This is a genomic window from Streptomyces chryseus (assembly GCF_014650755.1).
Classification (GTDB): domain Bacteria; phylum Actinomycetota; class Actinomycetes; order Streptomycetales; family Streptomycetaceae; genus Streptomyces; species Streptomyces chryseus.
Window position 1 is genome coordinate 33,432 of the sequence record NZ_BMVO01000008.1, and the last position, 19,260, is coordinate 52,691.

Annotated in this window: 21 protein-coding genes and 1 tRNA gene; 5 read left to right on the plus strand and 17 right to left on the minus strand. The window is 68.7% G+C overall.

The window, feature by feature from the left end; genetic code table 11:
- Positions 1-224 precede the first annotated feature (224 nt).
- Complete coding sequence (locus tag IE185_RS14835) at positions 225-698, plus strand: MarR family winged helix-turn-helix transcriptional regulator (protein ID WP_167518843.1); 474 nt, start codon at positions 225-227, stop codon at positions 696-698.
- Positions 699-730: 32 nt separating this feature from the next.
- On the opposite strand, the gene IE185_RS14840 is transcribed toward IE185_RS14835, so the two are convergent.
- From IE185_RS14840 to IE185_RS14870, 7 genes are all read right to left on the minus strand, one after another.
- A complete protein-coding gene (locus IE185_RS14840; RefSeq protein ID WP_138894857.1) occupies positions 731-1,924 on the minus strand; it encodes a PP2C family protein-serine/threonine phosphatase in 1,194 nt (397 codons plus the stop codon).
- Positions 1,925-2,285: 361 nt separating this feature from the next.
- Positions 2,286-2,786 carry a MarR family winged helix-turn-helix transcriptional regulator gene (locus tag IE185_RS14845; protein WP_138895162.1) on the minus strand — a complete coding sequence of 167 codons (501 nt, stop codon included), beginning with the start codon at positions 2,784-2,786 and terminating at the stop codon, positions 2,286-2,288.
- A gap of 280 nt (positions 2,787-3,066) precedes the next feature.
- Positions 3,067-4,344 (minus strand): PP2C family protein-serine/threonine phosphatase, encoded by a 1,278-nt coding sequence (locus tag IE185_RS14850; protein WP_138895163.1) that lies wholly within the window; start codon positions 4,342-4,344, stop codon positions 3,067-3,069.
- Positions 4,341-4,937 (minus strand): ATP-binding protein, encoded by a 597-nt coding sequence (locus IE185_RS14855; RefSeq protein ID WP_189715316.1) that lies wholly within the window; start codon positions 4,935-4,937, stop codon positions 4,341-4,343. The genes IE185_RS14850 and IE185_RS14855 overlap by 4 nt, the downstream gene beginning before the upstream one ends.
- A gap of 113 nt (positions 4,938-5,050) precedes the next feature.
- Positions 5,051-5,458, minus strand: a complete 408-nt coding sequence (locus tag IE185_RS14860; RefSeq protein WP_229843511.1) for an ATP-binding protein — start codon at positions 5,456-5,458, stop codon at positions 5,051-5,053.
- 256 nt (positions 5,459-5,714) lie between these two features.
- Entirely contained in the window at positions 5,715-5,885 is a 171-nt protein-coding gene (locus IE185_RS33130) for an STAS domain-containing protein (protein WP_229843512.1), read from the minus strand.
- Positions 5,882-6,760: an STAS domain-containing protein gene (locus IE185_RS14870; RefSeq protein WP_229843513.1), complete on the minus strand. Its 879-nt coding sequence runs from the start codon at positions 6,758-6,760 to the stop codon at positions 5,882-5,884. The genes IE185_RS33130 and IE185_RS14870 overlap by 4 nt, the downstream gene beginning before the upstream one ends.
- Before the next feature lie 427 nt (positions 6,761-7,187).
- Here IE185_RS14870 and IE185_RS14875 point away from each other — a divergent pair, with 427 nt between their 5' ends.
- Positions 7,188-7,367 (plus strand): hypothetical protein, encoded by a 180-nt coding sequence (locus tag IE185_RS14875; RefSeq protein WP_138895166.1) that lies wholly within the window; start codon positions 7,188-7,190, stop codon positions 7,365-7,367.
- A gap of 89 nt (positions 7,368-7,456) precedes the next feature.
- On the opposite strand, the gene IE185_RS14880 is transcribed toward IE185_RS14875, so the two are convergent.
- From IE185_RS14880 to IE185_RS14900, 5 genes are all read right to left on the minus strand, one after another.
- On the minus strand, positions 7,457-8,686 hold the full coding sequence (locus IE185_RS14880; protein WP_138895167.1) for a PP2C family protein-serine/threonine phosphatase: 1,230 nt from the start codon (positions 8,684-8,686) through the stop codon (positions 7,457-7,459).
- Between the two features lie 603 nt (positions 8,687-9,289).
- Positions 9,290-9,763, minus strand: coding sequence for an HIT family protein (locus IE185_RS14885; protein ID WP_138895168.1), 474 nt, complete (start codon positions 9,761-9,763; stop codon positions 9,290-9,292).
- Between the two features lie 498 nt (positions 9,764-10,261).
- The gene (locus IE185_RS14890) at positions 10,262-11,041 is read right to left on the minus strand and encodes an SDR family NAD(P)-dependent oxidoreductase (protein ID WP_138895169.1); all 780 of its coding nucleotides are present in this window, start codon (positions 11,039-11,041) and stop codon (positions 10,262-10,264) included.
- 291 nt (positions 11,042-11,332) lie between these two features.
- Positions 11,333-11,866 carry a chloramphenicol phosphotransferase CPT gene (cpt, locus tag IE185_RS14895; RefSeq protein ID WP_229843514.1) on the minus strand — a complete coding sequence of 178 codons (534 nt, stop codon included), beginning with the start codon at positions 11,864-11,866 and terminating at the stop codon, positions 11,333-11,335.
- 219 nt (positions 11,867-12,085) lie between these two features.
- Positions 12,086-12,358 carry a hypothetical protein gene (locus tag IE185_RS14900; protein ID WP_138895170.1) on the minus strand — a complete coding sequence of 91 codons (273 nt, stop codon included), beginning with the start codon at positions 12,356-12,358 and terminating at the stop codon, positions 12,086-12,088.
- 225 nt (positions 12,359-12,583) lie between these two features.
- Between IE185_RS14900 and IE185_RS14905 the strand changes: the two genes are divergently transcribed.
- Positions 12,584-13,489 (plus strand): bifunctional helix-turn-helix transcriptional regulator/GNAT family N-acetyltransferase, encoded by a 906-nt coding sequence (locus tag IE185_RS14905; RefSeq protein WP_138895171.1) that lies wholly within the window; start codon positions 12,584-12,586, stop codon positions 13,487-13,489.
- On the opposite strand, the gene IE185_RS14910 is transcribed toward IE185_RS14905, so the two are convergent.
- Positions 13,478-13,553: transfer RNA gene (locus IE185_RS14910), tRNA-Trp, on the minus strand. The two genes, IE185_RS14905 and IE185_RS14910, sit on opposite strands and share 12 nt — an antisense overlap.
- 866 nt (positions 13,554-14,419) lie before the next feature.
- Between IE185_RS14910 and IE185_RS14915 the strand changes: the two genes are divergently transcribed.
- A complete protein-coding gene (locus IE185_RS14915; RefSeq protein ID WP_138895172.1) occupies positions 14,420-14,809 on the plus strand; it encodes a hypothetical protein in 390 nt (129 codons plus the stop codon).
- A gap of 3 nt (positions 14,810-14,812) precedes the next feature.
- Here the strand turns inward: IE185_RS14915 and IE185_RS14920 are convergent, their stop codons facing one another.
- On the minus strand, positions 14,813-15,286 hold the full coding sequence (locus IE185_RS14920) for a hypothetical protein (RefSeq protein WP_170198290.1): 474 nt from the start codon (positions 15,284-15,286) through the stop codon (positions 14,813-14,815).
- A gap of 919 nt (positions 15,287-16,205) precedes the next feature.
- Here IE185_RS14920 and IE185_RS14925 point away from each other — a divergent pair.
- The gene (locus IE185_RS14925) at positions 16,206-16,469 is read left to right on the plus strand and encodes an SH3 domain-containing protein (protein WP_138895175.1); all 264 of its coding nucleotides are present in this window, start codon (positions 16,206-16,208) and stop codon (positions 16,467-16,469) included.
- A gap of 410 nt (positions 16,470-16,879) precedes the next feature.
- Here the strand turns inward: IE185_RS14925 and IE185_RS14930 are convergent, their stop codons facing one another.
- The 3 genes from IE185_RS14930 to IE185_RS14940 form a co-directional block, all read right to left on the minus strand.
- On the minus strand, positions 16,880-17,992 hold the full coding sequence (locus IE185_RS14930; protein WP_138895176.1) for an ABC transporter substrate-binding protein: 1,113 nt from the start codon (positions 17,990-17,992) through the stop codon (positions 16,880-16,882).
- Between the two features lie 293 nt (positions 17,993-18,285).
- Positions 18,286-18,720, minus strand: a complete 435-nt coding sequence (locus tag IE185_RS14935; protein ID WP_138895177.1) for a VOC family protein — start codon at positions 18,718-18,720, stop codon at positions 18,286-18,288.
- Positions 18,721-18,842: 122 nt separating this feature from the next.
- Entirely contained in the window at positions 18,843-19,259 is a 417-nt protein-coding gene (locus tag IE185_RS14940) for a universal stress protein (RefSeq protein ID WP_138895178.1), read from the minus strand.
- Position 19,260 lies beyond the last annotated feature (1 nt).

Sequence of the window (19,260 nt, forward strand, 5' to 3'; positions counted from 1 at the left end):
CCGCAGACACACGGGCACAAGGTGGCACGTACGGCGTCTGACGCGGGGGCCAGACAGCTCAACCTTCCCGCTCCGGACGCGACGTTCCAGCAAGTATGAGGCGTGGGCAGGGATACTTTCGGCAGAGCGGGCAGACGACGAGTACGAGATCCGCACGCCCCATGTGCCGCGAGAGCGTCAGCCTGCCGCAGGGGTGCACAACTGTTCACGGGAGTGACGGCCGAATGGACCGCGCGGGACCACCGGAGGACCCCCTGCACGACCAGGCGGTCCAGGTGGCCGAGGCCGCGGAGACCGTGGTGGCCGCATGGCAACAGGCTTCTCACGGCACGTCTCCCCGGCTGTCGGCGCTCCAACTGGAAGCCCTACTGATCACGCGGCGCGAGCCGGGTATCAACCTCACGCGGCTGGCCCGTGAAGTCGGTGCCACCCCGCCGGCTGTCAGCAGGCTGTGTGATCGCCTCGAAGCAGCCGGCCTGTTGCGCCGCGAACCCGGCCGCTCAAGCCGGCGGGAGATCGGGCTGGCCCTGACTGCTGCGGGAAACGAACTCATGGAGGCTCTACTCGCTCGCCGACACGCGCGGTTTCGCGATGTGCTCAGCCGCATGCCGTCGGCCGAGCGTGCGGACCTCCTGAACGGATTGCTGGCCTTCTCGACGGCTGCTCAGCTCGCTGAAGCCGACCAGGCGCGGGAATAGCCGAAGCGATCCGCCAGTGCGGTGCGAGCCGGTTACGAGGACTTGGGCCTCCCGTGCCAGTCCATGCACACGACGGCGGCGTCCTGCTTGAGGTCGTGACTGCCGTAGTACTGCACCAGGCCGTCGACCACGGCACGTGCTGTCTCGTGCGTCGACGAACTGCGCGTGGCCGCAATGGTCTCGCGCAGAGCGTCTTCGCCGAAGAACCTGCCGTCCCGCGACTGGGCCTGGTGCACGCCGCTACTGACTACGACCAGGCGGTCTCCGGGCTCCACGGCCAGCGACTGCTCGTAGTACTCCGTTTCCTCGAACATGCCCAGGGGCATCTGGGTGTCCAGTTCGATCCGCTCCACCACGTCCTGCCGCTGGCGGAAGAGCTGGGGGGAGCCCGCGTCCACCACCTGCACTTGTCCGGTGGCCAGATCGAAGCGCAGCAGGAGGGTCGCCGAGTAGAGCGCTCCAGCGTACTCACCGTAGATGGCCTGGTCGGCAAGGGCGGCCTGGTCGGCGAGGGAGATCCCGGCCCTGCGCGCGTTGCGCAGGGCGCTGACGGCCAGGTTCGTCAGGAGAGCTGCCTGGATCCCTGCCCCTCTGCCGTCGGACACCGTGATGGTGAGGTGGTCGTCGGTGCTGGTCCAGTCGAAGTTGTCCCCGCCGATCGCATAGGCGGGCTCGAGGTGGGCGCCGAGTGCGTACTCCTCCTGGGTGAACCCGCGGCCCGGCAGGAGCTGCCACTGCATCTCCGCCGCCAAGGTCAGACGCTTGCGCCTGCGCCCCAGGAGGTACAGGTCGGTTTCTCGCTCGGCGACGAGCAGTTCGTGCCCGATCGCCGTGGCGAAGGCCGCCAGCTCCAGCACTCCTGGAGTGCCCTTGGCCGGCTCCGGCAGATGCACGGACAGTACGCCCAGCCGATCCCCGCGCACGGTCATGGGAAGGTGCGCGGTGACCATGCCGGGCTCCGTGGTTACTTCCACGACCGCGGCTTGGGTCGAGAAGGCGCGGCCGGCCGGGTGCTCGCCGCGTACGGGCACCGCCTCTCCCGTTTCCGGCAGGCGGATCACCGGTTGGAGCAGCGTCAGGCCGTAGTCGGCGAGCAGCAGGCTGACCCCGCGGGCGTCCAGGTAGGCGGCGAGCAGGGAGCGCGCCGTGGACAACAGGCGGGTGGGCGGCGCCGCCCTCAGGGCGCTCTCGGCCGCACCGAGCCAACCACTGGGCAGGTCAGTCATGGTCTCTTCTCTCATCGTCCAGCACCAGGCTGCACGCGGATGACGCGGGTGCAGGTCGCCACAGCTCGTTCACCACACCTTCCATCCTGCCCCTGCCGCACCCGGGTGGGCATCAGGAGGGGCCCCGGGCGGGCGGGTTACGCGCGTGCGTCAACCAGTCACCGCATCACGTGACTGCCCCTGCCTCCGCCACCGGCCGCTCCCTCCACCCATGACTGCGGAACGGACCCAATCATTACCTTGTGGCAATATTACCCATGAGGCAACGATTGCAGTCTTGGGCCCGCTGTTTCGGCGTAGGACAGCGGCAGCCAGTAAGGCCGGACAGGCGCGGCGGGAAACCGAACCGGGGTGGCGGGTTCTAGGCGATGTCGGCGGAACGCTCGTGCCCGCTGTCCTCAACAGCAAGGCCGAGGCGTGCGGCGGCGGTTTGGAAGGCTTCCAGGCCTTCGGCCAATGCCGCCAATTGCGACGGGGACATTTCCTGCAGCACCGTCTCGACCTCACGCGCCCGGAACGCCCGGAACTCGGCGAGGACAGCGCGTCCTCGCCTACTCAGCCGCACCTCGATTTCCCTGCGGCTGGTCATGCTCGGATATCGCTCCACGAGCCCGGCCGCTTCCAGACGATCGCACAGACGGCTAACAGATGACGGCCGCGTCCCCAGCGCCTCACCCAACGCGCGCAGGTTGACGCCCTCCTGCCCTTCAAGGGTCGTGAGCGCGCGCAGCTGCGAAGGCGAGACAGGACCGGAAGGTGCGGCTTCCTGTCCACGCCCCCAAAGCATCTGAAGCAGCTCCGACACCGCGCATGCGGCGTGAGCCACCTGTCCATGGTCAGTGGATGGCAAAGAGCGGGGCATTGCGCCACTCTCTCACCCGGGAGAGTGATCTGTCAGCTCCGCCCATTCGCCCAGCGCCCCAGCAGCCGCCTTTACTGTTACGGGGGGCTGCCTCGCCTCCCCCACTTCTTGATCCGGACTGTGCGGCTACCCGCACCGGAATCGGCAATCGAAAGGCCGCCGCACTCGCGCAGCCCCAGAGCCTCCTATCGAGATTGCGGGCTCGTACTGAGCTGCGGAATCGGTGCTCGGCGGACCAGCGGATCGGCATCCGTGGTTCCGGGTGGCGTAGCGGGCTGTATCACGGACCGCTTCGGGTGGTGCGGATCGCCAGGGCGAGGGTGTCGTCCGGGTGAAGGACCACGGTGCGCATGTCGGCAGCGAGGGAACTGGGGATGTCGGCCAGCGGGCTGTCCGCGTACCGGCGCGCCGCCTCGATGAGGCGTCCTTCTCCTTCGATGGGGTCTCTGCGGCTTTCGGTGAGACCGTCGGTATAGAGAATGAGCAGGTCACCTGGGCGGATTTCGGCATGCAAGACCTGCTCGCTGCCCGGCAGGGGGAAGCCGATGCCTCTTCCTTTCACTTCGAGGTAGCGCGCCTCTCCGTCGGTCCGGAGCAGCAGCGCGGGAGGGTGGCTTCCGTTGGCCAGTTGCAGCTTCCCCGTCGCCGGATCCAGCCTGGCCAGGAGGACTGTTGCCATGAGGTCGGGTGCCAAGGGCATCAGGATCTCGTGTGTACGGGCCAGGATCGACTGCAGCGGATGGCCTTCGAGGGCCAGGGTACGCACCGTGTGGGTCACGTTGAGGGCGCTGCGGGTGCTGCCCAGTCCGTGGCCGAGTGCGTCGACGACGGTGATGTGCAGGGTGCCGTCCGGCAGGATGAACCAGTCGTAAAGGTCGCCGCCGGTGGGCGCGTTGGGATCGGCGGGCTCGTAATGCACCGCGAGCTCGAGCCCTTCGACGATCAGCGGCGCTGGGCGCAGCGCGTCTTCGAGTTCCTGGAGAATCAGGGCGTGCGCGCGGCGCAGTTGTTCGTCGCCTTCTTCCAGCTGTACGTAGAGGGCGAGGACGCCGGCGTTGGTCTCGGCGAGCTCGTGCTTGAGGCGACGGTGTTCGGCGCCGAAGGCGTCGGTCTGGGCGAAGGCCGCGCGCAGTTCTTCCTCGACGGCTTGGGTGTCCGTCCCCGGCGTCCGGTCCGGCCACGGATCGTGTCGGCTGCTGACGTCGTCCGGGAGGCTGCTGGACACCGGCTGAGCTGGTGGCAGCGGGATCGTGAATCTCCAGGTCGCGCAGTCGGGGGACGGTTTCGTGGCGGGCAGCGGCAGGCCTGACGCGGCGAGGGGCCCAGTCGCCCGCGGGCACCGCAGCGTGACAGCCAGGACATACGAATCCGCGTCCGCCCCCGCTTCTTGGGCGGTGTGCAGGGTGACGGGACGGCCGGCCTGTAGCTCGTCTTCGGCCAGGTCGGTGACCGACAGCACAAGGCGGGCTCTCACGGCTACCGGCAGCCGGTACGCGCGTGCGAGGCGGCGCACAGCCCAGCGCAGCGGCGGCATGGAGTGATAGGGGTGGCCTGTCATCGCGATTCCTGGTGTGCCTGGACGCTCAGCACGGTGGCATCATCCCGGCTCGAGCGGTGTACGTGGGCGGGGGTCGCGGCCGGCAGAGGTGGCGGCGGGCGCAGCCTGAAGTACGAAGTGTGGGAGGCGCGCAGGGGGATCTGGGCGACTTCGGCAGGGTGCGGCCCGTGACCGAGCCCGTCGACGAGGTTCGCGGTGCGGGTCTTGTCGTGTTCCGCGGTGGCGCCGGTGTCACCGCGCTCTCGTTCCCCGACGGCCGCCAGATCCCACAGGCCCGCCTCTTGCCCGAGGTGCGGCCGGCGGAGCAGGGCGAGTCGGGCGGAAGCGGGAGTGCCGGTACCGGCTTCGGTACGGATGACGAGATCGGTCGCGATCCGGCTGACCGCCTCCATGCCGGCTTGCACGGTGCCGGTGGTGGTGTGGCCGCCGGTGCGGCAGCGTTGCGGTGCGGGCGTGCCCGGGCCGCGGTCGGGGGTGAGGATCTGCAGGCCTGCGCCGTACAGGAGGGGTTGGAGGTAGAGAGGCCCGCCCCTCGCGTGCTGGGTGCGGTGGCGGGCCAGTTCGGAGGCGACGACCGCGGCCTGATCGGGCATCGCTCCTGTCAGTTCGTACTGCTCGGCGGTCGAGCGGGCCGCGTTCGAGGCCCGCCGGCCACCGCTGGGGTGATCTATACGCATGAAGGCGGTCGGCCTGATGGCCGCCCGTGTCACCGGTGCGCCCAACGAGTAGCGATCACTGTCGTCCCGGCGCCGGACTGACTGTGTACCTCGAAGTCGTCCATCAAGCGCCGCGCGCCGCCCAGGCCGTGGCCGAGCCCCGCCCCGGTGGTGTAGCCGTCGACCAGCGCCGACTCGGGATCGGCAATGCCCGGACCTTCGTCGCTTATGGTCAACCGCACACCCTTTGTGCCATCGCGGTGCGGATGCTCGATGGTCAAGGTGCCACCTCCGCCGTGGATGTAGGCGTTGCGTGCCAGCTCGCTGGCTGCCGTGACCACACGGGTCTGATCGACGAGGCCGAAGCCGGCGGCGAGGGTGGCGGCCCGTACCACATGGCGAACCGCGAGCAGGTCCTCCTCGGTGGTCAGCGCCACCACAGTCGTGGGCTCGCTCACGGCGTCGCCCGGCGTGAGACTTGCCCCGACGGTGGCGGGAGTAGTGGCGTCGGCAGGGGTTGTGTTAGCGCGTCGCGCCATGTCGGGCCCCTTCCGGGGGCTGCGGACTGTGATGCCAGCCCAAGGGCGGCCATGCCCTGTTCAGCGTGAAGAGCCGTTTCCACGCCGACGAGTTCGATCCCGAGCTCGACCAGCGTGATAGCGACGGGGGGCCGCATTCCGGCCACGATCACACGTGCGCCCAGCAGCCTGGCCATCACGGTGATATGTCGATCAGAACGCCGCGCACTCGGTCGGCCGAGATGCGCGGCGTGAGCTCGTGCGTGAAGGCCAGGGCAACCTTGTCGTCCAGCTCGTTGAGCAGCCCCGTCACCAGGACGTCACCCAGGCGCAGGATGGGTACGCCCGTGGATACTCGCCCCTTCACCGCGCAACCGGCGCGTCGGACGGAGGCAGGGATCCAGCGGTCAGCTCGACGGCCTCGGAGAGGGCGTCGGCGAGGGTCGCACGGGTCATGATGGTGGACAAGTCGATGCCCAGCTGGGCGATGGTCTGCGCGATCGGTGGCCGGATGCCGCTGATGACGCAGTCCGCGCCCATCAGCCGCACCGCTTGGACGGTCTGCATGAGGTGCTGCGCCACAGCCGTGTCCACCGTGGGTACGCCGGTGATGTCGATGATGGCGACCGTGGACTCCTGATCCTGGATGGCCTGCAGCGGGTTGTCCATCACCACCTGCGTCCGTGCCGTATCCAGGGTGCCGATGAGCGGTACGCCAAGAACCTTCCCCCACAGCCGCACCACGGGAGTCGACAGCTCCAGCAGCTGCCTGCTCTGCCGGTGGATGATCTCCTCGCGCCCCTCCACGTAGGTGTCGAAGGACAGAGCACCTGCCGCGTCCATGAGCTGGTTGATCAGCAGTGCCGCGGAGAACAGCTTGCCGCTGTCCTGCGTGCTCTCCTGCACGGCTTCCAGCAGCGCCTCCTTCAGCGCGAGCACTGCCAACGACGTAGCCGTCGGGGACTCGCCGCTCCTGGCCCTGCGCAAAGAGAGTTCGGTGACCGTGCGGTTGAGATCGACGTGGGAGGCGACGATCTGCTCAACCGGCAGGGGGCTCTCCAGGCCGGTAGCGACAGCAGCGACCAGAGCGTCAGCCTCTTCGCGCAGCTCACTCTCCCGTATGCCGGTACTCGGAGCGGCCCACCGCGCCTGAAGCTGAACCCACCGGTCCGCGATCTCGTCGACGCGGCCCTCCATGGCCCCGACAACGCACTGCCGCGCCGCCACCTCGCTACCGCTCACCCGGACCCCTCCCTTCGCCAACCGCCGGCGGCAACGCCCGGCTGGGGATCCCACTCAGTTCGATTGCCGCCAATTGTTGCCATGGAGCAAATATAACCATGCGGCACACGTTCATGGGAAGCGCATGCGGGCCTCGCCGCGAGGCGCCCGGCGGCGCATGCAGCCGGGTGACCATGAGGAGGTACGGCTCGGCCTTCGTGGCGACGGGCAGAGCGCGTCTTGCTTCGACTGGTCGGGGGTCAAGCGATCGATTGACCCCGGAGTCAGCCATTCCGGGTGGAGCATGCGGCAGGTGCACTGACAGGGGATGCCCTCGACGCGCCGACCATGGAACGCACACGGGGGGACCTGGACGAGTAGCTCGCCCGGGCCGGCGGCGCGGCGCCGCATAAGACAGCGGGTCAATCACGCACTGGTGGACGGTTGCATGGGCACGCCGAGCAGCACACCAGCTCAGCCCGGCTCTCCCGAATCCCGCCCCGTGCCGCGGCTCCGCACCATGCCGATCGCGGTGGCGGCCACGGCGACCGTCGCCGCCCTGGACACCGCCGGCAAGACGCACCGGCTCCCTGCGGGCCATCGCCCCCTCGGCATCGCGGTCTTCTGACCCGGCCCGCCGTCGAACGGCCGGGGCACGCACCCCGTACCCGAAGGCTCGTCAGGAACCCCTGACTCGCAACGAACAACCCAGGGAGGTCAGTCCGCCTGATGCGAGGACGGGGCGGTGCGGCCGAACCAGTCCAGGCACAGAACCAGCGCGTCGTCTTGGGCGTCCGCGTCGCGGTACGACGCCAGTTCCTGCAGGAGTGCCCGCGGCACCGCGGCCGCCGGCAACAGGCCGACAGACTGGATGGCGCGCGCCAGGGCGCGCTCGCCGTACGCCTCGCCGGCTCCGGAGAGAGCGCTGTAGACACCGTCGCTGACGAAGATCATGCGGTCACCGGGCAGCGCCTGGAAATCCTGCGCCACATACGCGGTCTCATCGAACATCCCCAGAGGGAGCTGCGCCTCGAAGTCGACATGCTCGACTACCTTGTCCCTCTGCCGCCACAGCTGAGGTGATCCGGCGTCCACTACCTGCCCGCGACCGGTGGCCAGTTCGAACGACAGGAGCAGGGTCGATACGTACGCCTCTCCGCGGTACTGAGCGTAGATCGCCTGGTCGGCAAGGGCGGCCTGGTCGGCGATGCCGATGCCGGCCCGGCGGGCGTTGCGCAGGGCATTGACGGCCAGGTTGGTGAGCAGGGAAGCCTGGATCCCGTCACCCATGCCGTTCGTGACGCTGAGGGTGAGGTTCTCGGCCGTACTCGACCAGTCGAAGTTGTCGCCGTGGATGTCGTAGGCGGGTTCGAGTTGTGCCCCGATCGCGTACTCGGGGCGCGTGCAAGCCCTGGCGGGCAGCAGCTGCCACTGCATCTCCGATGCCAGGGTGAGGCGGCTGGCCCGCCGGGCCTGCATGTACACGTCGGTGTCGCGCTCGGCGACCACGATTTCGTGCCCGAGCACTTCAGCGAGCTCGGTGAGTTCCTCAACGGTGTCGGGCGTGCATCTGTGCTTGGGCAGACGCACGGTCAGGATCCCGAGCCTGTCTCCGCGGACGGTCACCGGCAGATGCAGATCCACGGACCCGTCCTGAGCCACGTACTGCCCGAACGGCTCCTGACTTCCGAACGCGCGGCCTTCGGGGCTGGATTCCACCGGCAACGGTTGGCCCGTATGGGGCAGAGCCGTCACGGGCTGCAGGCAGGTGAGGCTGTAGTCGGCCATGAGCAGGTCTACGTCGACGGCTTCGTAGTACTCGGCCAGGGCGGCTCGCATCGCGTCGAACAGCGCATGGGGTGCGGCCGACCGTACAGCTCGCCCTGCGGCCAGAAGGTTCGTCACAATAAGACCATTTCGTAGGAAAGCGCATGGATCAGACAGCATAGGCAGGCGCCCCGCCGAGGGAGGCGGGCACTTGCCCTATGTCCCCAGTTGCCCCCACACGGGTCTTCTACGACTGCAGGAGCCGCACCAAATTATTGCCACATGGCAACTATTTACACTACCGGGGGGCGGCCGCCACGCGGGCAGGCTCGCGTCGCTTGCCCCTCCTGTTCGCGATCTTGGACCTCCACGACCGGTTCCCTGTAACGCTCGACGAAAGGGCGCACGTCGGGCGGCTGCCACACAGGCCAGGAGCGTTTCCGGTGTTCGTCACGCCGGAGCTCGACGTTTGGCGGCTGATCATCGGGAACTGGAGGACGTGGTCGGTGTCGACTGGGACGGCGCCGACAGCCAGTTGCACGGGCACGGCTGGCTGGCCGGCTCTGAGCGCACCGGATGTGAGCCAGACCGCGTTGCACGTACAGCGCGAGACCATCGATAGCTGCGACGCGGCCGCCAACCCCTTCCGCCCCAGAACATACCGGGGCTGCACCGGCCAGACTCCTGGCGCCTGCACACTCCGCCCCGCTCAGACAGCACCCGTGACCTTCGGCTGACCGGCACCGATCACCGGACCGCCGACCCGGCGGCCACGACGTCGGGTCACGGGCGCAACTGGTCCAGTTCGCCGGCAATCACACCTCGCAGCACGTCATGCTGCGGACCGAGCTGGAACTGCTCGTCACTCCATCGTTCACGCGGATAGAGCCACACCGGAGCACTCACCACATCGGCCGGCTCCCAGTCGAACCGCGGCCAAACATGAGCGTGCAAGAACGGGTCCCTGTTCCCCAGGATCTCCAGGTTGACCCGTCGGAAAGCCGGGTCCAGTCGCCGGCAGGCCCGCTCGACTGCTTCACCGAGCCGATCCATGTCAGACAGGAACGACAACCGCTTGGTCTTCGGCAGTTCCGACAACCGCTGTACATCCGGCTCGTCCACGAGCAGAACCGAGTACCCCGGCAGGAACTGAACATCCCCGATTACCGCGAACCCTGACGTCAACCGCCGCAGCACGCTTGGGTTCTCGCCGCTCAGCGCAGTCCCTATTCGATCCGTTCGCCAGTCACCAGTCATTGCCGGAATCTACAGTTCAGTGATCAAGAACCGCTCTTCGCTCCCCCATCTGTCCTGCACAGTTCGAAGAGCAAGCGTGGGGGTGAGGAGCGGCCCTGGCGGACCTCAAAGACCCCATCAGGGCCGGTGTTGCGAGCACATACCTCTCCGGGCCTTCGCACGGGCGCCCGCAGGGCAATTGCGGCGGGAAGCAGCACCTGCGGGGTGGACACAGCCCCGCTGCCCCGCGAGCCCCACGCTGCGGCCTGCACGGGCCGCAGCCCGGGGCCGAGGTGCTCAGGCAGTACACCGCGCCTTGCGCCGCAGACCGGCGTAGCGCAACGACAGTAAAGGCCAAGCGGCGACGACCTCCGCGCTCGGCGCCCAGGGCTGGTGCCCCAGTCGCAGAAGAACTGGACACACAAGCGAGTTCCAGGCTCTGACGCCGACCTCCGAAGAAACTCCGGTTCCCATCCTGGTGCTGTTCCGGGGGCAGTTCACTTCCCCGCGATGCTGGGATCAGTGAACGGAGAACCCGCCGTCGACGAAGATGGCCTGTCCAGTGACGAAACTGGAGGCGCGGCTGGCAAGAAACACCGCCGCTCCGGCGAAGTCTTCGGGCAGGCCGTTGCGGCCGACCATGGTGCGCGCGGCCAGCGCCGCCACCTTCTCCGGGTCGGACGACAACCGCGCATTGAGTGGCGTCATGACGAAGCCGGGCACCAGTGTGTTGCAGGTGACGCCATGGGGCGACCACGCCTCCGCCTGCGAACGGGCCAGCGACTCCAACGCCCCCTTGGAGACTCCGTAGGCACCGCTCTGGACGAACGCCCGGTGCGCCTGCTGGGAGGTGATGTGAATGATCCGCCCGAAGCCCCGCTCGGCCATGCCGGGCCCGAACCGCTGGCCCAACAAGTAGGGCGCCTCCAGGTTCAGCGCCATGGTGGCGTCCCACACCTCCTCGCCCAGCTCGCCCATCGGGGGCCGGAGATTGACCCCGGCACTGTTGACGAGGATGTCGGGCTCACCGAACGCCTCGGCTGCCTGCTCCGCCGCCGCGCGCACTCCGTCCCTGCTGCTGAGGTCGGCGCTCACCCAAGCCGCCCGGCACCCGTCCGCCGTCAGCTCGCCGACCGTGGCGGTCAGCTCCGGTTCCTTGCGCGCCACGATCACTACGCTCGCCCCCGCCTGCGCGAGAGCTCCGGTGATGGCTCGGCCGATGCCGGAACTGCCGCCTGTCACCACGGCGACGCGGCCGTCCAGCGAGAAGAGTTCGGAGAGATAGCTGTGCGAGATCATGGCCGCACCCTAAACGGCGCGTCCACGGCGACAGTGTCCGGGCTCGAAGTGCTTTTGCGCAGGGACATCAACTCAGCAGGATCAGCCATCCCAGCCGCAGGAAACAGGTAGCGGCTGTCTCCATCACCTGCTCTGCACCTGGCGGATCCTGACGAGACGAAGGCATCGAAGCCGCCGGTCATGTTCAAGCAGGCGACCGCTGCGATGACCGCGCTGGGGAGGCCGCCCCAGGGCCGCCGCAGCTTGAACGCATGTGGGCTGCGGTCGGGCAGCCGGGAACCCACCCGACGATCAGCTGACGTGGGCGGCGATGGTTCGGGCGCACACCAGGGACTCGGTCCGCGTCGTGTCGACCTCCAGGTCGTAGAGCACTCCGTCGTGCACCACATCCGCCTGTGACGCGGCCATCCCATGGATGCGGTCCCCTCGTGCGACCTCGCGGCCTGCGGCGACCGCGCTCTCGCACCTGACGCCAACCCACAACACGACGAGTCCGCCCAGAGCCTTCTGCCACCGCTGCTGGGACGCCGCCCCGCCTAGGAAGACGTCATCAATGATGATTCTGGCGCCTGCACGGGCCATCGCCACCATGCCGTCCGTCCAGGCCGCCTCCAGTGCCAGGAAGTCCGCCCCGACGCTCACCCGGCCATCCGCCGCGAACACGATTCCCTCGCCCGAGGCGCGCATGCTCGCGGGCATGGCATCGACAAACGAGTCGCACCCGAAGGCCAACCACGGATCGGGCAGTACGGACTGCAGACACCGAACGATCCCGGACTTCCCGGAACTGGAACCGCCGTTGAGAATGATCATCTGAGTCGTCACCCGGCCACGGTAAGGCGTTTCACACACGGCACGCAGCGAGATTCGGTGCCTCACCGCACCATCACCTGGCGGCGGCCATCCGATCCGGTTGATCGATGTGGCCCCCGTTTACGGGACTCCACGATGCGGTTCACGCGGCGTACCTGAGCGCGCACACCGATCAGCCGAAAACAGCTTGGGCCGTGGACGCATGGATGCGCGGCGCGCGGACGCGGTCAGTCAGGGTGTGTCGCCGGACCAGTGGAAGCGGCCCGTCTCGCCGGGGCGCGGGTCGTACAGCACCCGGCCGCCGGGGAACTGTCCTAGCTCCGTGGTCAGGGCGGCTCCGGCGTCGATCTCGTCGGGCGTCCAGCCTGTGACATCCAGGAGCAGCCCGTCCAGGGGGCCGCCGGTCAGTTCGACGTAGGTCCGTCCGGGGCGTGGGCCGGGGTCAGGGTCGTCGTGGTCATGGCCGTAGACCCGGCCGCGCAGCAGCTGCTCGTCGCCGTTCATCCCTCCAGCATTCCAGCCGCCACTGACAATGCGGGCTGCCCAGCCGCCACGGCCGCAGCGGGTAAAGGTCGCTGCACGGGCCCGCCCGGACTTCTCGTCCGAGCACGACGGCCCGGACCGACGAGCCTTCCCAGGACGCGGGCCGAAGGCCGTACTTCCCTCCCGTCGCCCTTCAGCGCTCCCAGCCTCTGGCCTGACACAGATTTCCTGACTAAGGTCAGGCAAATGGGTGCTGAGCAGATCAACACGGTGCGCAGGTTCAACCGCACCGTCTCTGCACGCGTAGGCGTGCTCCACGACCGCTTCCTGGGCCGTGACCGGCCCGTCGGCGAGGCCCGGCTGCTCTGGGAGATCGGGGAGCACGGCCAGACCGTACGGCAGCTGCGCGAACGCCTGGGACTCGATTCCGGGTACATCAGCCGGCTGTTGCGCTCCCTGGAGAGCGACGGCCTGGTGACGATGGAGCCGCAACCCGGCGACAAGCGGGTGCGTACCGTGCTGCTCACGGACGCCGGCCGCACTGAGCGCGCCGTACTCGACCGCCGCAGCGACGAGCTGGCCGGATCGCTCCTTGCGCCGCTCAACGCGGCCCAGCGCGCCCGGCTCGTGGCCGCCATGGCCGAAGTCGACCGGTTGCTCACCGCCGCGACCGTCACCATGGAGGCCGTCGACCCCCGCCACCCCGACGCCGAGCACTGCCTGCGGTCCTACTTCACCGAGTTGCAAGAACGCTTCGAGGCCGGCTTCGACCCCGCGCTGAGCCTGCTGCCCGACGCAGGCGAACTGCGTCCGCCACGCGGCCTGTTCCTCGTGGCCCGGCTGCACGGTGAACCCATCGGCTGCGCCGGTCTTAAGCTGCCGCCCGACGCTCCGGCCGAGATCAAACGCATGTGGGTTGCCCGGCACGCCCGGCGGCTCGGCCTCGGCAGGCGGTTCCTGACCGAGCTGGAGGGGCGGGCCGTCGGGCACGGCCGCGACCTGTTGCGCCTGGACACCAACAAGGCGCTCGCCGCCGCAGTCGGTCTGTACCGCTCCTGCGGCTTCCAGGAGGTGCCCGCCTTCAACGACGAGCCGTACGCCCACCACTGGTTCGAGAAACGGCTCGACCGTGGCGGTGAATGGCAGGGGTGACAGGAGTCGAACCTGCGGCATCCGGTTTTGGAGACCGGCGCTCTGGCCTCTGAGCTACACCCCTTCGTTGTTGATCACCTTGTCACGACGAACGCCCTCCGCCAAACCCTTTTCAGTGCTGGTGGCCGCACACACCTGCCTCCGAGACCGTGGTCGGCACCTCGACCTGTTACGCGGTTTCCGGTGAGGGACGGGGCTCCGCCCACAGCGAGCGGGGCGAGAAGGTCCGGTCCGCCGTCAACCACTGAATTCGCGCCAGCGGTGCGTACGACTGCGTCCTCGACGTCGACCGTGCACTGTCGCACTCCGGCGATCCCGCCCCGCCGCGCCTAGTTACGTGTTCGAGGGCGGCCTGCATCCCAACGAAGCCGGGTTCCGGGCCATCGCCTCCGTCGGGAACCCCGGATCGCCCGGTTCGCCTAGCGCGTCTTGCTTGCATCAGTCCGTCGTCGGTCCGGGCCCGGCGACGCCCGCATCGCCCGCATCGCCCGCATCGTGATCCGGGCGACATCACGCAGGGCTGGCACTCCGGGCCGACCGGTGTGATGGTTGCTGACACTTTCCAGCGATCGCGAGGGCTGCCATGTCCAGCCTGCCCCTCGTCGCTCCCTTGATGGTGCTGGCCTCCACGCTCCGGGCGGCGCCGCCGCTCTTGTGTCCCCGGCGGCGGCAGGTCGGCATCGGCATCGCCGTATCGCATCACATCGTGACGCCGGGCGATCACACGGCCTTGGACCGAGGACTGGTACTGGCACGACGGGGCATGGCTGATGCTCGTCTTCGGGCAGGGCACTCTCCTCGCACTGGGACGGCTGGCCTTCGACGAGCTCGGTCGGCCTTCCTGTCCCGGCGCCAATGTGCCTGCCCGTCACTCCGGCCCAACGCCCGCAGCGCGATCTGCCGGTGGCTCAACGTCAGGTGCGCAGCATCGTGGTCGTCGCCGAGTGCCCGGTAGAGGTCGGCCGCCTGTCGGGTGATGCCGATGGCCTCCTCGTACTGGCGGGTATCGACGAGCGTCGCGCCGAGCAGGAGGAGGGCCTGAGCTTCACGGGGGCGGTCTGCGGTCTGCCGGCAGGTGGTGAGGTACTGCCGGAGTACCGGGAGGGCCAGGTTCTTCCGCCCGGCGTCCGCAGGCCCATGACCAGGTGGAACAGCGCCTGGACCTCGGCCGTCCGCGCGCCGGCCGCGCTGAACGCGGCGGCGGCCCCTAGGCCGGCGGCAACGGCCTTCTCGAAGCGCTTCGTCTTCAGGAGCGCGTCGAGGAGGTTGTACAGCGCGGAGCCCGCGGCGCTCCGGTCGACGACGAGGAGTGATGGTTGAGGGTCACACTTGCCCCGGGCCCCCGGGCCCCTGGGCGCCGCCACCGCCGTTGTCCACCCACTGGTTGTAGACGGTATTGCCGCGCTGCTTCAGCACCTCGGTGAGGGCGTGGATCTGCGCGTCCGCGGTGAGGTTCTCGGCGAGCAGGTGGCGCAGGATCTCCTCCGCCTCGTCCGCACGGTGCGCGTTGGCCTTCAGGACCGCGCCGAGCCGCGCCGCCAGGAGGTCGAACGCGGCGCGTTCTCTCGTCGCGTCGCCGTGGTCACGGGCGGCGAGGACGGTGCTGCGCGCCTGCTCCAACTCCTCCTCGGCGCCGCCGGCTCCTTCGGTACGCCGCTCCAGCTTCAGCAGCCGGGCGAAGCCGTGTTTGGCATGCCCCAGGCATCCGTGGTCATGGCGGCGACGGGGGTGGTCGCGGCGGTGGCGACGGTCACACCAGCAGGATCCACAGCGCTCTCCCTCCCCGCGGGGGCGCATGCTCCCCGCGAACACCAGTGTGCCTGGTCAGGTGCCCACGGGGGGAGAGAGTGTCCGATCAAGCAGTGCGACGATCAAGGAGACGCAGGTAGAGCGAGACTCAGGTTGCATGGCGGCAATGCGGTGCGGGCACGTCACCGGAGCCTGCCAAGCTTGTTCGGCGCGCGGCGCCGGTCACGCGCTCAGCGTCGTGCCCCCGCAACGCGCGCTTCACGCCGGACGCCTCGTAGGGCGTCCTGATGGCGCCACAACCACCAGGACGTCACGACCAACAACCCGGTAAAGACGATCAAGAACAGCAAGAACACCCACATCTGGTGGCTTCCAGGACGCTGCCACACCTCCAGAGTCGCGCCTATCCCCCACAGGGCGATACCTGCCGCGTAGACCGAGCGAGTACGACGCAACTGCCGCACCACCCGCGGAGCCAAAGGCTGAGGCTGCTTTGAAGTCATGTCGGCGCATGTACCCCATCGATCGCTGTTCTCACACAGCGGGACCGTGTACAGGCGGAGAATCGGTGGGCCACCTCCCAGCACGACTGTCGAGCCGACCACCGGCCGGGCCGGAGCATCGCCTGGAAGAAGGCGGCAACCTGACGGCGGGCGAGCAGTACCCACCTTCCCGCGTGCACGAGACCACCAGCCTCGGCAAGACCGATAGCCGGCCGCTGGCCGGACTCGATGCCGCCGAGCGTGGCTCCGGGTGAACGTCACGGTCAGAGACGTGATCATCAGGTGCATACCAATGTGGAGCGGGGCGTCCTGCACGGTGATCACACGCGCTACGCCGGGCGACCCGGCCACGGGCATATGACAGCCTCCAGCATTTCCGCGTTCCGACGATCTACTCTGCGGTCACCGCGCCCGATCACCGGGTGGGGTCATCACAGCCGCACTGACAACGACCTGGAGGAGAGATGGCCAGCCCGCAGCAGCCGTTCGGCACTGTCGTCAGCGACATCGGTGTCAATCTGCGCAAGTACCCCAGCACCGATTCCGCAGTCTCCGGAACACTCGCCCACGGGGCCCAGATCGGCCTGCGGAGCAAGGTCAATGCCCAGGTCATCGACGGCAACGGCATCTGGTACCTGCTGCGGGACAAGCCCGTCTGGGTTGCGGCGCGCCACGTAGCGAACACCGGACAGGTCCCCTTGTCCAAGGATGTGGAGCCTCAGGGCTGACCGATCCCTCGACAGCCCCGCCCGCCTGTGGGCACGGGCCGTCACCTTCGCACTGGGCGCTGGAGGCATACGGTGACGGCCGGCCCGAACGACCGTGGTCGGGGGCGGGCGTGCCGTCTTCGTCGGCCAGGACCTGGACGGCAGTACAACCCCATGGACCGCCAGCAGATCGACTTCGTCTGCCTTCCGCTGCCGCGTGCATGTCCCTCTGACCCGCATCACGCCTTCGGCGTTCGCCAGGACAGCCGTGAGGGGCGCAGAACTTTCCTCCGCCGAGCCCACCAAGGCAGCGCGCCTTCAGGCCCGTCCTCCGGAAGCTGCTCGGGGTACTGGATGCGATGCCAGGCGCCGTCCTCCGGGGATGGACCTCGGCATAGGTCAGAGCTGGGCAGTCGGACCTCCGTGCGCTCTCAACCAGCGTGAAGAACCCGAAAGCGGTTGGGTTCCGCCGGATCTCGATCAACAACTTGGATTGGCGTCCAAGCCCATTGCCAAACGCTGATGCCCGGCGTGCGCGAGAACTGGATCTTTCCACGCGTGCCTTCGACCGCGACGCGCGGCCAGGACTCGGCGGTGCGCGCCCGGTCCGCGCCGTGGGAGCTCAGCACTTCGGCGAGGACGGCGATCGTGTCGTAGCCCTCGAAGGCGACGAAGGAGGGCGCTTCGGCCAGCCGCTCCCGGAGAACCGTCTCGACCCGTGCACCGAGTGGGCTGAGGCGCTCGGGCAAGTAGCGCAAGAACGGGATGGCGGCGCCGTCGTCGCCCAGCAACGCCGCCCACTCGGGGAACTCCGGTTGCCCGGCCGGAGCACCGATCATGACCTCGGCGAGGCGCTGGTCGCGGCGGACGGTCTTGACGATCGGTACTGCCGGCTCCGGGTGGCCGACCAGAAGAAGGAGGGCCGTCGCACGACTGTCGACGAGTTCGTCGCACACAGCCGTGGGGGTGAGCGCGCGCATGTCGAGTTCGATGACGGTGCCGCCGCGTGGAGCGAGGTAGTCCCGCAGAATGCGGGTTCCAGATGCCCAGTAGACACTCGGCTCGGCTGCTACGGCGATTCGACCGTGGCCCGCGCCGAGGAGGAAGTCCGCGTAGATCTGCCAGCCGTGGGACTGCGCCGGGGCGATGCGCGCGACCCACTGCGTCGACTGCTCGGTGAGCGCGTCGAGAACCGCTGACGAGCAGAGGAACGGCAGACCGAGGGCGTCGGCCCTGACGGCAGCGGCGCGAGCGACGACGCTGTGATACTCCCCCGCCAAGGCAGCCACGCCCAGGCGAGCCAGTTCATCCACGGCCGCCGCAGCCCTCCGTGGATCAGCCGCGGTGTCTCGGACCACCAGCTCGAGCGGTCTTCCGACGATCCCGCCGGCGTCATTGATTTCGGATACGGCCAGTTCGAGCCCAGCGAGCAGGTGTTGGCCTGCCTCGACCCAGCCAGGCCGGGTCAGCGGAACCAGAGCACCGATCCGGACGGGTGATCCCTCACTCCGCTCGGCTACAGGTGGCGATGGTGGCGTGTTCATGCGTGGGCGTCTCCCGTTTGACGAGTCGTTCACAGTCCGCCCGGATCGCAGAGCGCCAAGGCCCGGTAATGAGATCAGCGAACGGATGGCGGTTGCCTGTTCGTGAGGGACGTGGTCACGCGGCACCACTGCAGCGGGGCTTCCTTGGTGCTCTTGAGCTCCGCAGCTCCGAGCCACCGAGATGCCCGTCCTTCATTCGCCGACACCGCAGTGATCACCCGATCCGGAGCCCGGTTCCCCTGATCAAGCCTACCGACCGGTTCGAGAAGCCTTCTCGCACCAGCACCCCGCCCTCAATCCAGACAGAACTCGTTCCCCTCCGGGTCGGTCATCACGATGATCCCCTCGTCCACGCCATTGGGCTCGAGCCGGTACAGCCGCTTCGCTCCCAGCCCCTCCAGCCTGGTGGACTCCTCCTCCAGCGTGGCCATCCGCTTGTCCCCCGTCAGGCCGGGTGCTGCGCGCACATCCAGGTGCAAGCGGTTCTTCGCCGTCTTGCCCTCCGGGACCTTCTGGAAGTACACCCGCGGCCCCTTGCCGTCCGGATCCGTGATGGCCGCCCGGTCGTCGTGGTGCTCAGGCGGTACGCCCCAAGCCGTCAGCGCAGCCGCCCAGTCGGGGAAGCCCTCGGGCGGTGGCTGGACGCGATAGCCCAGCGCCTCAGCCCAGAACACTGCCTGCGCGCCCGGATCGGCGCAGTCGTAAGTCACCTGGAATTCCTTGGCCATGCCGCCTCCGACCGCTCGAAACCCGCCCATGCCCTCGCTCCGGTCGTCTCCCGGAACACATCGCCATCCTCGCACCGCCCTCGGACAAGCCGTCCGCCGACCCCGGAGCAACCACCCGCCGATCAGTCGTCGGTCGGGACGCAGAGCACCGGGATCGGTGACATGTGCAGCAGTTTGTGCGGCGTCGAACCGAGAAGGGCACCCCGCATGGGGCTCTCGCCCCAGCTCCCGACAACGATGACCCGGGCCTGGTGGCGTGTCGCGGCTTCGATGAGGGCTTGGGCCGGTTTCTCATCGAGGATTTCCACGGTCGTCGGCACGCCCACCGCGTCGGCGGCCTCGACAGCACGGCCGAGCGCGGTGCGGCCCACTTGGCGGATGGCCTCCTGGTGGCTCCGGTACTCCTCGCCCATGCCGCCGGGGGCTGCGGCGCCGTAGACCAGTACCAGCCGCTCGTCGAACGCGTGCGCCACTTCGATGGCGACGCGCAACGCGCGGGCCGCGCCACTGGATTCGTCGTATCCGAGAACGACCGACATG